The organism is Natronobeatus ordinarius (assembly GCF_024362485.1).
Lineage (GTDB): Archaea > Halobacteriota > Halobacteria > Halobacteriales > Natrialbaceae > Natronobeatus > Natronobeatus ordinarius.
In genome coordinates, this window is sequence record NZ_CP101456.1 from 761,863 (window position 1) to 774,234 (window position 12,372).

At 64.9% G+C, this 12,372-nt stretch carries 13 protein-coding genes and 1 pseudogene; 7 read left to right on the forward strand and 7 right to left on the reverse strand.

All coding sequences use genetic code 11. The features are described 5' to 3' along the window. Window positions 1–58: 58 nt before the first annotated feature. Both NMQ09_RS03970 and moaC read left to right on the forward strand, forming a co-directional pair. Entirely contained in the window at window positions 59–1,486 is a 1,428-nt protein-coding gene (locus tag NMQ09_RS03970) for an NAD(P)H-hydrate dehydratase (RefSeq protein ID WP_255193147.1), read from the forward strand. Next, complete coding sequence (moaC, locus tag NMQ09_RS03975; RefSeq protein WP_255193148.1) at window positions 1,479–2,030, forward strand: cyclic pyranopterin monophosphate synthase MoaC; 552 nt, start codon at window positions 1,479–1,481, stop codon at window positions 2,028–2,030. The genes NMQ09_RS03970 and moaC overlap by 8 nt, the downstream gene beginning before the upstream one ends. Here moaC and NMQ09_RS03980 read toward each other — a convergent pair. After that, window positions 2,024–2,785 (reverse strand): PHP-associated domain-containing protein, encoded by a 762-nt coding sequence (locus NMQ09_RS03980; protein ID WP_255193149.1) that lies wholly within the window; start codon window positions 2,783–2,785, stop codon window positions 2,024–2,026. The two genes, moaC and NMQ09_RS03980, sit on opposite strands and share 7 nt — an antisense overlap. 207 nt (window positions 2,786–2,992) lie before the next feature. Here NMQ09_RS03980 and NMQ09_RS03985 point away from each other — a divergent pair, with 207 nt between their 5' ends. Further along, a complete protein-coding gene (locus tag NMQ09_RS03985; RefSeq protein WP_255193150.1) occupies window positions 2,993–3,280 on the forward strand; it encodes a DUF7565 family protein in 288 nt (95 codons plus the stop codon). 43 nt (window positions 3,281–3,323) lie between these two features. Here NMQ09_RS03985 and NMQ09_RS03990 read toward each other — a convergent pair. The 6 genes and pseudogenes from NMQ09_RS03990 to NMQ09_RS04015 all read right to left on the reverse strand — a co-directional run. After that, window positions 3,324–3,407, reverse strand: a pseudogene (locus NMQ09_RS03990) (transcription elongation factor Spt5); the annotation flags it as partial. A gap of 62 nt (window positions 3,408–3,469) precedes the next feature. Continuing rightward, complete coding sequence (locus NMQ09_RS03995; RefSeq protein ID WP_255193151.1) at window positions 3,470–4,219, reverse strand: ABC transporter ATP-binding protein; 750 nt, start codon at window positions 4,217–4,219, stop codon at window positions 3,470–3,472. Beyond that, complete coding sequence (locus NMQ09_RS04000) at window positions 4,210–5,019, reverse strand: ABC transporter permease (RefSeq protein WP_255193152.1); 810 nt, start codon at window positions 5,017–5,019, stop codon at window positions 4,210–4,212. The genes NMQ09_RS03995 and NMQ09_RS04000 overlap by 10 nt, the downstream gene beginning before the upstream one ends. Beyond that, complete coding sequence (locus NMQ09_RS04005; protein ID WP_255193153.1) at window positions 5,019–5,972, reverse strand: ABC transporter substrate-binding protein; 954 nt, start codon at window positions 5,970–5,972, stop codon at window positions 5,019–5,021. Before NMQ09_RS04005 ends, NMQ09_RS04000 begins: the two co-directional genes overlap by 1 nt. A gap of 371 nt (window positions 5,973–6,343) precedes the next feature. Continuing rightward, on the reverse strand, window positions 6,344–6,781 hold the full coding sequence (locus NMQ09_RS04010; RefSeq protein WP_255193154.1) for a transcription elongation factor Spt5: 438 nt from the start codon (window positions 6,779–6,781) through the stop codon (window positions 6,344–6,346). Then, window positions 6,781–6,954, reverse strand: a complete 174-nt coding sequence (locus tag NMQ09_RS04015; protein ID WP_255193155.1) for a protein translocase SEC61 complex subunit gamma — start codon at window positions 6,952–6,954, stop codon at window positions 6,781–6,783. Before NMQ09_RS04015 ends, NMQ09_RS04010 begins: the two co-directional genes overlap by 1 nt. 159 nt (window positions 6,955–7,113) lie before the next feature. On the opposite strand from NMQ09_RS04015, the gene NMQ09_RS04020 reads away from it, so the two are divergent. The 4 genes from NMQ09_RS04020 (at window position 7,114) to NMQ09_RS04035 (ending at window position 12,370) form a co-directional block, all read left to right on the forward strand. Then, entirely contained in the window at window positions 7,114–7,320 is a 207-nt protein-coding gene (locus tag NMQ09_RS04020; RefSeq protein ID WP_255193156.1) for a hypothetical protein, read from the forward strand. A 99-nt stretch (window positions 7,321–7,419) separates the two neighbouring features. Then, a complete protein-coding gene (locus tag NMQ09_RS04025; protein WP_255193157.1) occupies window positions 7,420–8,718 on the forward strand; it encodes an amidohydrolase in 1,299 nt (432 codons plus the stop codon). Window positions 8,719–8,851: 133 nt separating this feature from the next. Further along, window positions 8,852–10,936, forward strand: coding sequence for a hypothetical protein (locus tag NMQ09_RS04030; protein ID WP_255193158.1), 2,085 nt, complete (start codon window positions 8,852–8,854; stop codon window positions 10,934–10,936). A 150-nt stretch (window positions 10,937–11,086) separates the two neighbouring features. After that, entirely contained in the window at window positions 11,087–12,370 is a 1,284-nt protein-coding gene (locus NMQ09_RS04035; protein WP_255193159.1) for an adenosylhomocysteinase, read from the forward strand. The last annotated feature ends 2 nt before the right edge of the window (window positions 12,371–12,372 follow it).

The window sequence follows — 12,372 nt, forward strand, 5'->3', positions numbered from 1 at the left end:
AGGTGGGATAGCCCCGTCGTCCGCAACCTTCAACGACCGACCCGCCGAAGGACCGAACATGATCACCGGAGCACGGATGGCCGCCGTCGACGAGAACGCCGCGGCGCTCGGCGTGGCGCGCAAACAGCTGATGGAGTCGAGCGGGAACGCCGTCGCTCGCGCGGTGCGGGAGGTCGCCGACCCCGGCTCGAGGGTCGTCGTCCTCGCCGGCCGGGGGAACAACGGCGGGGACGCGTTCGTCGCCGTTCGCTTTCTCGGGGAGTACGACGTCACCACCTACCTGCTCGGTCGGGCCGAGCGAATCGGCACCGACATCGCCCGGGAGAACTGGGACGCCCTCGAGGCTGGCGCGTACGACGTCCGCGAGGTGGCCGACTCCCGGAACTTCGCGCTTCCCGACTGCGACGTGATCGTCGACGCGATGCTCGGGACTGGGATCAGCGGCGACCTCCGGGAGCCGATGGCGACCGCGGCGCGGGCGATCAACGAGGCCGAGGCGACCGTCGTCTCCATCGACGTTCCCTCGGGATTCGACGCCGACGCCGGCGAGCACGCCGACAACGGCGTCGAGGCCGATCACGTCGTCACGTTCCACGACGCAAAGCCCGGCCTCGGCGAGCTCGAGGCGTCGGTCACCGTTTCCGACATCGGCATCCCGACGGCCGCCGAGCGGCTCGTCGGACCGGGCGACGTCCGCCTCGCGCGCCCCTCGAGTCGGGACGGCCGGGCGTTCGTGATCGGCGGCGGGCCGTACACGGGTGCGCCCGCGCTGGCCGCCCAGGCGGCTCTTCGGACGGGGATGGAGCTCTCGTTCGTCGCCGCCCCGGAGAGCGTGGCCGGAGAGATCCAGAGCTACGCCGAGGACCTCATCGTCCAGCCCTACGCCGAGGACGTACTCATCCCCGAGCGCGTCCCCGACCTCGTCGACACCGCCGAGCGCTACGACGACGTCGTGATCCTCGGCCCCGGACTCGGCACCGCCGAGGAGACGCTCGAGGCCACCCGTGAGTTTCTCGAGTCGTTCACCGGCCCGGTCGTGGTCGACGCCGACGCGCTGTCGGTCGTCCCCGAGGTCGAGACGGAGGCGACGCTGGTCTGTACGCCCAATCGCCGGGAGCTCGCAGGGATGGGCGGGCCCGAGACCGACGACCTGGAGTCGGCGGCCGACGAGATTGAGGCGTTCGCCGCCGACCTCGGCCACGTGATCCTCGCGAAGGCGGCCGACGACGTGATCACCGACGGCGAGCGGACCCGGATCAACCGCTCGGGCACGCCGGGGATGGCCGTCGGCGGCACCGGCGACACGCTCGCCGGGATCGTCGCCGGACTGCTCGAGGAGAGCGTGCCGTTCGAGGCGGCCTGCGCCGGGGCCTCCGTCAACGGCGTGGCGGGCGAGCGGTTGGCCGAGGCGGACGACCTCGGCTTTCTCGCGTCGGAACTGTTAGCCGAGATTCCCGCGGTCCTGTGGGGTGGTGACGATGAGTGACAGAGAGGAGAGTACGCCCGGCCACGCCGACGAGCCGGGAGCGGCGCCGGCGTCGGGAGCCGGCGCCGACGACCTCACGCACACGACCGCGGCGGGCGACGTCCAGATGGTCGACGTCGGCGAGAAACCCGACACGAAGCGTCGGGCGGTCGCTGCCGGAGAGATCCGCCTGCGCTCGAGTACCATCGAGGCGATCCGCGAGGATCAGGTCGGGAAAGGCGACGTGCTCGCGACCGCTCGCGTCGGCGCGATCCAGGCCGTCAAGCACACCTGGGAGACGATCCCGATGTGCCACCAGATCCCGATCACGAACGTCGACACCGAGTTTTCCCTCGCCGAAGATTGCGTCGAACTCGAGGTCGCCGTCGAGACGACGGGCAAGACGGGCTGTGAGATGGAGGCCCTCGAGGGCGTCACCACTGGCCTGAACGTCGTCTGGGACATGGTGAAAGCGATCGAGAAGGGCGACGACGGCGGCTACCCCGAGACGGGCATCGAGAACGTGCGGGTGCTCGAGAAGCGAAAGCGAACGCTCGATCAGTAGACGGCGACGTCGTCGAACGCGCCCTCGTAGGCGATGTGGCTCGGGTGGGTCGGCTCGGTCCCCTGGAGGAAGAGCCGATCGGCCTTCTCCCAGGTGTTCTCGTAGAGGAGGTGCCCGAGTTCGGCTGCCGTCGTTCGCCAGCGATCAAGGCCGGTTTCGTGGCCGACCCGCCGGCCGTCGCCGCGTTTGAGCGCCTCCACGAGGTCGGCCTCGTCTTCGACGCCGTCGAACGCCGTGTAGGCGACGCCGACGCTCGAGGGCAGGTGGGCGTACGAGGAGGCAACCGGCGGGAACTCGAGCGCCTCGGCGAGCGCGCGCGCTCGCCGGTTGTGTCGGGGCAGGTGCTTCGGGTTGTAGATCTCGGCGGCGTCGACGACGTCCCGGTACGCACGCAGGTCGGCTTCATCGAGGCTGACGTTCAGGAATCCGGGGTGTGGGGCGACGACGGCGGCGTCCTGCCGGTCGAACTCGGCCATCGCGGCCTCGAGCGAGATGAAATCCGGGACGGGCTCGTCGAGTCCGATCGCGAGAACGTGTTTGCGCTCGCGCCAGGAGCCGGTGAACACCTCGCGGGCAGGGATCACGAGGAGGTCCGCACTCGAGTAGGCGGCCGCCTGTGCGCGGACGTCCGGGAGGCGGGTGAAGTGTGGCGCGTAGACGATCGCGTCGAGCCCTGCGCGTCGTGCGCGCCGGACGACCCGCTCGTCGAGGACTTTCACGTGGGGGTCGACCCGGAACTCGTCGCTGTCGGTCACGGCGAGTAGTTTCGAGACGGGAGAGTTAGGAATTCTGATTCGCGAGCCACGCGCTCGGCTACACGCCCGCCTGAGACGGGTGTGTCTCCGTGCCGCAGTGGCTCCCGAAAGCGGATGCGTGCTGACGTTTTGGTGGTCCTGTCGGCCACTCCTGACGGTGTGGTGACGAAACAACCATTACGACAGCCCAACGACTGAGAAAAACGAATGCACTGGGAATGCGGAATCGGTGACTGCGACGCGGCGTTCGAGGACGCCGAGTCGGCCATCGTCCACCAGGTGAACGAGCACGAACGCCACGAGTGTAAGGTGTGTGGCACCATCATCCCCGACGGTTACGTCGCGATCCGTCACGTCCTCACCGACCACAGCCGTGCGGAGTACGTCCGCGCCTACGGCGCCAGCTCCAGGGACGTCAGACACCGCGAGCGACTCCTCGAGGAGATCGAGTCGAACGTGGACGTGACGGCGCTCTCGAGTGAGTTGACGAAGTAATTGTCTTGCAGCGTCCGGTTGGGTCGACGTTCGGGTGAATACGTCAGCGTTCGTCGGAGTCGAGCACGCGGATCTGATCGCCGCGTACGGTGACCGGAATCGGGACCGTCGCGTTCTTGACTCTCACGTCGTCGAATGTCATTCTGATCCAACGCGCCGAGGGATCCTCGTCAACCACCGCTGAGAAACTCACAGGTGTTCCCGGACTGCCTGTACCCGATCCACCACACCCTCGTCAGTCGGATCTCGCGGCCGCTCCAAGTCGACTGGAACCCGATCACGGATACTACCGTCACCCATGACGAGAACCTGACTCGCAAGAACGACTGCCTCTGTCAGTTCATGGGTGACGAGGACCACGGTCATTCCGGTCTTCTCCCATTGCGTAAGCACCGTTTCCCAGAGCTGCTCTCGGGTTGTGACGTCGAGGCTGCCAAACGGTTCGTCCAGCAACAGAACCGACGGATTCACCGCCAACGCTCGCGCAACGGCGACACGCTGTTTCATCCCTCCGGAGAGCTCCTTGGGATAGGCCGCTCGGACAGCAGTCAGTCCCACTTGTTGAAGTAGTTTGTCCACTCGCTCGGTACGCTGGGCCTGTGGAACTGACTGCTGTCGGAGACCGAAGGCGACGTTTTCCTCGACAGATAGCCACGGAAACAGTCCGTACTCTTGAAAGACCATCGTCCGATCGGCCGACGGTCCGTCGACTGGATCACCATCGACGAGAATCCGCCCGGTGTCTGGCTGTTCGAGTCCGGCGAGTAATCGAAGGAGCGTTGACTTCCCCTCGCCTGATGGGCCGACGATCCCGATGAACGTGCCGGGAGGAATCTCGAGCGAGACATCAGAGAGGGCGGTGACACGACTCTCACCGGTGTCGTATCGGTTGGTGACAGCCTCGACAGTCACCTTCGGGATCTCATTTCTCAACGCCATGTGAGTACCAGTCGCTCCACGATACGGAATCCAACATCCATGGTCAAAAAGGCAATACTTATCAGAAGCATGTAGGCGAGGGCGATATCCATCGCGAAGTAATTTGAGGCAGTCATAATCTCCGAGCCGACGCCCGGCGCGCCGAACAGTTCTGCTCCGACGACGATCATCAAGCAACGGCCGATACTCGTCCGAAAGGCGGTCAGTAACTGCGGTAGTGCGCTGGGTAAGACGACGGAGTACAACATCGTACGGTCATCCTCAACACCGAGTACGGCGGCGGCCTCTATCGTCGTATTCGATACGTCTTCGACAGCACCGTATGCACCGTAGAAGTTGATCCAGAACCCGCCAACGAAGACGATAAACAACGCACCGCCGTGACCGATTCCGAACCAGACGATAGCGAAGACAACCCAGGCAAGCGGCGGGATTGGCCGAAGCACCCGCACGATCGGTGTTAGCCAGTCGTCGAGGGTGTGATGCCAGGCCATCGCGATCCCCAATACTACTCCGGCGGCGGTACCCAGTAAGAGACCGGGCACGTAGTGATGGAAGGTCTGAAAGAGATGAGCGACGTTCGTCGGTAGCGTGACAGTCCCGAAGACCGGGGACTGAACTGTCGACACCGAAGTGGACAGCTCGACGAAGGCCTGCATCGTCGCCACTGGACTCGGAATCAAATACCCTGGCTGGGTGAGTATCGAACCGATCCACCAGAGTCCGCCGAAAATGAGGATCCCCATCCCACCGCGAAGCAGTCGCCGGTGAGAAACCGGTGACCGAACGACGTCACCCATCACTCGAGGACGTCAGACGCGAACAGCTCTTCAGCTGTCGGGGCCTGGTCGATGATCTCGAGTTCGACGAGAATGTCACCGATCGTCTCAACGCTGGATCGAAGTCCGTCAGGTGACGTCTCGAAGTCGTAGGCCCGTGATGTCGTCACTGCCTGAGCGAGTTCGTCCCCGATGCCCATCCCAGAAGCGGCGTGGGAGGCCGCTGTCTCCGGCTCAGCACGGATCAGTTCTGTCGCGTCGCGATGTCGGTCGAGCAACTCCGTGCGGAGGTCCGTATCTTCGCGGACTCGGCCGTTGGCCAGCATGACTGACAACGGATGGTTCTCGATGATCTCTCCGGACCATGCGACGGATGTATAGCCGGGGTCGCGGGTAATGCTCGTCGCAAACGGCTCCTGGTTCGCAACGAGGTCGACTTCGCCCTGGTGGATCGCCTCGACAGTACGGGGTGGTGCCACGTCTCGTTCCTCGAGGACGGCATCGAGGCGATCGTACCCGAGCTCGGCGGTTATCCAGCGGTGGACGACGAGGTGGGGAGCACCACCCTTGCCACCCGGAATTGCAATCCGTGGTCGTCCGTGTTGTTCCTGATACGCATCCAGAAACGAGTTCCCGTGTTCCCGATGGCATTCGGCCACGGCCTCGGACCCGAGGAGCTTGATTCCGTTTACATTGTTGACCGCCAGAGCACGAACCTGTTGGTCCTGCTGAACGAGCGAAAACGCAGGGACGATTGCGAAATGCCCGATATCGATATCACCAGCCGCAAAAGCCGTGTTCAATCCCGTGCCCGTATCGAACTTCTCGTAGCCTATCTCGACCGGCAGTTCGTCGTAATGCCCCGCCTCATCCATGACGAAATGCTGAAGATTCGGATACACTGGCACATATCCAACGCGAACAACATCCGACTCGCGCTGGCCAAGACAGCCAGCCAGCCCGCCGACGGTCACCGCCGCAGTTGCCCCCAAAAACTCACGTCGCTTATATTGCATCTGTTATTAAAACTAGACTTTAAGGTAATAAGGATTGTGAATGGGCCGGTATTCGGTGTTACTGCGACGTCGACTCTCGCTACCGAGACATCTTTGCCCGCTTCGACGCCACAGCAACAACTTTCCAGTATCGACAGACCCTACAGAAGAACGACTGGAGAAGAAACCACTCCGATTCACCATCGCTCGTCGAAGTCGACACGCGGACTCGATCACTGCGCACGGTGGCCGGAATCGGGACCCTCGCGCTCCTAACTTTTACTGCGTCGGGTCCGCTCACACGGTTCGCTCACCGCTCCTTGTAAAAGTTAGGATAAAACGCCGACTCGCTAGCGCTCGTCGGAGTCGAGCACGCGGATCTGATCGCCGCGTACGGTGACTGGAATCGGGACCGTCGCCTCGTACAGTTCGACCGTCACCTGATCTTTGCCCTCGTCGATGCGCTGGACCTGCGCTTTCTCGCCTTTGAACGGCCCGGCGATCAGCTCGACGATGTCGCCCTCGGCGATGCCCTCGACGTCCGGCTTGGGCGAGAGGAAGTGTTCGACCTCCGTGATGCTCGATTCGCCGGGGACGATGCTTCGGGCGTGGGGAATCTCCTCTAAGACGCGCTCGAGCACCGCGTTGTTCTCCGCCTCGACCATCACGTAGGAGGTGAGCGAGTCGGGTGCGAGCGCGGCGTGGACCTCCGGCTCTTCACGGTTGATGATCATATCCGCGACGGTCTGTTCCTGACTCGCGGTCGTTTTGACGGCGTAGATGCTCATCAGAAGCCACCTGTGAACAGCCCCATCGTCACCCCGATGATGAAGCCGATGAAGCCGACGAACAGGATGCCGGCGCCGGCGATCTTCGCTACCTGGAGGAACTCCTCTCGCGTGGGCGTCGTCGCCATCTTCAACACCCGAACGTACGAGGTGAGGTCGTACGGAACGTCCATATCTGTGTATTCACAGCGCGCCCCCTTTTATCTGTCTTTCTACTGCGCGCGATCATCGATCGAACGAAACGAACGAACCGATGCCCAGCCGCGGCCACGCAGGCGGCGGGTTGCAGTCGACGGCCCGTCGGCCAAGTCGCTCGCGTTCGATCGTCCACCATGGCTGAGGACGACACCGACCGAGCGAACGAACTCGAGGCCGAACGCGAGGCCAAGATCGAAGACGAACTCGAGCGCATCGGCCGCGATCCGGACGAGGTCGACGAGGGCGACGACTTCGGGACGCAGAACGCCCCGCGGACGGACGAGGAGGAGGCGCTCGAGCCGGGCGAGGAGGAAGAAGCGAGCGAGCAGAACGCCGAGTGAGCGAGCGGACGGAAATCACTGGACCAGGACGGGATCGAGCGACGCCGATGGCGTTCCGGGACCGATAGTATAACACCGATGGCCGGGGAATCCCGAGCCATGAGCACGCTGTCGGTGACCGGCGGGCGGGTCCTCCGACCCGACCTGACCGTCGAACGCGCGGACGTACTGATCGACAGGGAAACAGGAGCGATTCTCGAGATCGGCTCCGACCTCGAGGGCGACGGGGAGGAGACACTCGACGCCTCGAACGGGCTCGTCACGCCCGGATTCGTCAACGGGCACTGTCACGTCCCGATGACGCTCTTTCGGGGTCGGGCGGACGACAAACCACTCGAGCCGTGGCTTCGCGAGGACATCTGGCCCGTCGAGGCGGCACTGACGGCCGAAGACGTCCGCGCGGGAGCCGAACTCGGCATCCTCGAGATGATCAAAGGTGGGGTAACGGCGTTCGCGGACATGTACTTCTACATGGACGAGGTCGCCGCGGCGGTCGAGGAGGCGGGCGTGCGCGCCCGAATCGGCCACGGGGTCATCTCCGTCGGGAAGGACACCGAGGCCGCCCGGGAGGACGCCCAGACGGGGATCGACGTCGCCGAACGACTCGACGGGGTCGCCGACGGCCGCGTGCAGACGGCGTTCATGCCCCACGCGCTGACCACCGTCACGGCCGAGATCCTCGAGGAGTTCGTCCCGAAAGCCCGCGAACTCGGCGTTCCGGTCCACTTCCACGCCAACGAGACGGTGAACGAGGTGACCCCCATCGTCGAGGAACACGGCGTGCGACCGCTCGCCTACGCCGCCGAACGCGGCCTGCTCGAGCCGGAGGACTTCATCGCCCACGGGGTACACGTCGACGAGACCGAGATCGAACTCCTGGCGGAGACGGGTGCGGGCGTGATCCACTGCCCTGCCTCGAACATGAAACTCGCCAGTGGGATGGCCCCCGTCCAGCACATGCTCGAGGCCGGCGTCACCGTCGGCATCGGCACCGACGGCGCGGCCTCGAACAACGACCTCTCGATGCTCGACGAGGGCCGGGACGCCGCCATGATCGGCAAACTCGCTGCCGACGACGCGAGCGCGGTGCCGGCTCCGGCCGTCGTCGAAATGCTGACCCGGGGCAGTGCGGCGGCGATCGGCCTCGAGGCGGGCCGACTCGAGGAAGGCGCGCCCGCCGACCTCGCGGTAATCGACCTCGAGAAGCCCCATCTGACGCCCGCCCACGACCTCGTGAGCCACCTCGCCTACGCCGCGGCGGCGTCGGACGTGCGACACACCGTCTGTGACGGCCGGGTGCTCATGCGCGACCGCGAGGTGCTGACGCTCGAGGAGTCGACAGTTCGTGAGCGTGCGATCGAGCGAGCTGAGTCGCTGATTGCTCGTGCTGACGTGTAGTTGACAGCTGTGGAGTTGAACGCTCTACGAGCTCGATAAACGCTTAAAACAGTTCTCGAACGGTCGCTCATGGCCCGGTCCGAGACGAACTACCATCGGTATTTATTCGAGTATTCGTGAATGTCTGCCTGTGATGAGTGTATCAAGACTACTCGCGACGGTCCTCGCCGTCGTCATGATAACCGCCGTCTTCACCCCGCTGGGGACGGTGGCCGCTGACGACGCCTCAGGCGAGGAGCTGTCGATCGATGTCTCACAAAACGGTGACGTACTCGTCGCCGTGACTGCGAACGAGAGTACAGCCGAGAACGCGACGCTCGAGGTAACGACTGTCGAGGAGAACGCCACCTACGACGGCGTCGGGAACTACACGACCGACGAGAACGGCACGGTCTCCCTCCCGGTTCCGAACGAGACCGTCGTCGTCGCACTCGAGGCAAACTACGAGAACGCGTCCGTGACGGACGAAGTGATCCTCGAGGCGCCGCTCGAGCTGGCGATCGACGTCGAGCAGGACGACGCCCCGCTCGTGACGGTGACCGACAACGCCACTGAGGCCCCGATCACGAACGCGACGCTCGAGGTAACGACTGTCGAGGAGAACGCCACCTACGACGGCGTCGGGAACTACACGACCGACGAGAACGGAACGGCTGCGCTCCCGGTACCGAGCGAGCCCGTCGACGTCGTCCTCGAGGCGAACTACGAGGGCGCGTCGACCGCGGCTGAAGCCCACCTCGAGGCGCCGCTCGAGCTGGCGATCGACGTCGAGCAGGACGACGCCCCGCTCGTGACGGTGACCGACAACGCCACTGAGGCCCCGATCACGAACGCGACGCTCGAGGTAACGACTGTCGAGGAGAACGCCACCTACGACGGCGTCGGGAACTACACGACCGACGAGAACGGAACGGCTGCGCTCCCGGTACCGAGCGAGCCCGTCGACGTCGTCCTCGAGGCGAACTACGAGGGCGCGTCGACCGCGGCTGAAGCCCACCTCGAAGTGCCACTCGAGCTGACGATCGACGTCGAGCAGGACGACGCCCCGCTCGTGACGGTGAGCAACAATGTAACTGAGCGTCAGATCGCGAACGCGACACTCGAGGTAACGACTGTCGAGGAGAACGCCACCTACGACGGCGTCGGGAACTACACGACCGACGAGAACGGAACGGTCTCCCTCGCCGTTCCGAACGAAACCGTCGACGTCGAACTCGAGGCGAGTTACGAGAACGAGACCGAAATGGCCCAGGTGACCCTCGAGGCACCCTTCGAACTCGCGATCGACGTCGAGCAGGACGACGACGTCTCCGTCGTGGTTTTCAACGACGGGACCGGTGACGGGATCGAGAACGCCACGCTCGAGGTAGCGACCGTCGAGGAGAACGCCACCTACGACGGCGTCGGAAACTACACGACGGACGCGAACGGCACGGTCTCCCTCCCGGTTCCGAACGAGACCGTCGTCGTCGCACTCGAGGCGAGCTACGAGAACGAGTCCGTGACGACCGAGGTAACGCTTCAGGACGCCGACGGTGAGGAAGACGAATCGGTTCCGTTTGGGCACCTCGTTTCACAGTTCGTCGAGGAGAACCGTGACGACACCGATGGACCGCTCGGACAGGCAGTCTCCAACTTCGTCAGGGAGAACAATCCCGGCAACGCGGCCGGACCACCGGCTCACGCTGGCCCGCCGGAACACGCCGGACCGGGTGGTGACGACGCTGGCGAGGACGACGCTGACGAGGAGGAGTCTGAGGCCAGCGCTGACGAGGACGACGAAACGGACGATGCCGATGACGAGCGCGGCCCGCCGAGCCACGCTGGTCCACCGGCTCACGCTGGATCTGGTGACGACGACGGCGACGATGCCGACGACGGTGACGAGCGCGGTCCGCCAAGTCACGCTGGCCCGCCGGATCACGCCGGGCCGGGTGACGACGACGCTGACGAGGACGACGCGGACGAGGAGGAGTCTGAAGCCAGCGCTGACGAGGACGACGAAACGGACGATGCTGATGACGAACGTGGTCCGCCGGGTCACGCCGGACCGGGCGGCGACGACGATGACGACGAACGTGGTCCGCCGGGTCACGCCGGATCAGGCGGCGACGACGATGACGACGAACGTGGTCCGCCGGGTCACGCCGGATCAGGCGGCGACGACGATGACGACGAACGTGGTCCGCCGGGTCACGCCGGACCAGGCGGCAGATAACCGAACGAACAGTCACCGGAAACGATCGCTCACCGGACGTCAGTTCGGGACGTGAACCGCTCGAGGGACATTTTTTCCTCCGTTTCTCGGCTCCCTCTCCGACTGGCTCGCTCCGGTAGCGTTTTGGCCACGGTTGTACTCTGTCGAGCCATGACGGAGTATCCGCCGATCAGCGAGCAGCTAGACGACGTCGACGCCGCTCGAGTCGAGGGACGGCGCAAGATGGACTGGGCCGCCCAGCACATGCCCATCATGGCGGCCGTCCGCGAGGAGTTCGAGGCCGACCAGCCCCTGGCCGGTGAGCGAATCGCCATGGCGATGCACGTCGAGGCCAAGACCGCCATCCTGGTCGAAACGCTCGCCGACGGCGGCGCGGAGGTCGCGGTGACGGGCTGTAACCCGCTGTCGACTCACGACGACGTCTCCGCCGCCCTGGACGCCCACGACTCGATCACGAGCTACGCCAAACGCGGCGTCAACGACGAGGAGTACTACGAGGCGATCCACGCCGTGATCGCCCACGAGCCGACGATCACCGTCGACGACGGGATGGACCTCGTCGCGATGGTCCACGAGGAGTACCCCGAACTCATCGACGGCATCGTCGGCGGGGCGGAAGAAACCACCACGGGCGTCCACCGGCTACGCGCGATGGACGCAGACGGGGCGCTTGACTATCCCGTCTTCGCGGTGAACGACACGCCGATGAAGCGGCTGTTCGACAACGTCCACGGCACCGGCGAGTCCTCGCTCGCCTCCATCGCTATGACGACGAACCTCTCCTGGGCCGGCAAGAACGTCGTCGTCGCCGGCTTCGGCTACTGCGGCAAAGGTGTCGCCCGTAAGGCCGCCGGCCAGAACGCGAACGTGATCGTCACCGAAGTCGAGCCCCGGCGGGCGCTCGAGGCGCACATGGAAGGCTACGACGTGATGCCGATGGCCGAGGCGGCCGAGGTGGGTGACGTCTTCCTCACGACGACGGGCAACCGCGACGTCGTCGTCCGTGAGCACTTCGAGAAGATGAAAGACGGCGTCTTGCTCGCCAACGCCGGCCACTTCGACATCGAGATCGACCTCGACGCCCTTTCTGACCTCGCCGTCGAGACCTACGAGGCGCGTGACGGCGTCGACGCCTACGTGCTCGAGGACGGCCGCCGACTGAACGTCGTCGCCGAGGGACGACTCGTCAACCTCGCCGCGCCGGTCTCGCTCGGCCACCCCGTCGAGGTGATGGACCAGAGCTTCGGTATCCAGGCCGTCTGCGTCCGCGAGCTGCTCGAGAACGCAGACGCGTACGGCCCGGGCGTCCACGACGTCCCCGACGACCTCGATCGGGAGATCGCCGAAATCAAACTCGCAGCCGAGGGCGTCGAGTTCGACGCGCTGACCGACGTCCAGCGCGAGTACATGGGCTCCTGGGACCACGGGACGTAAAC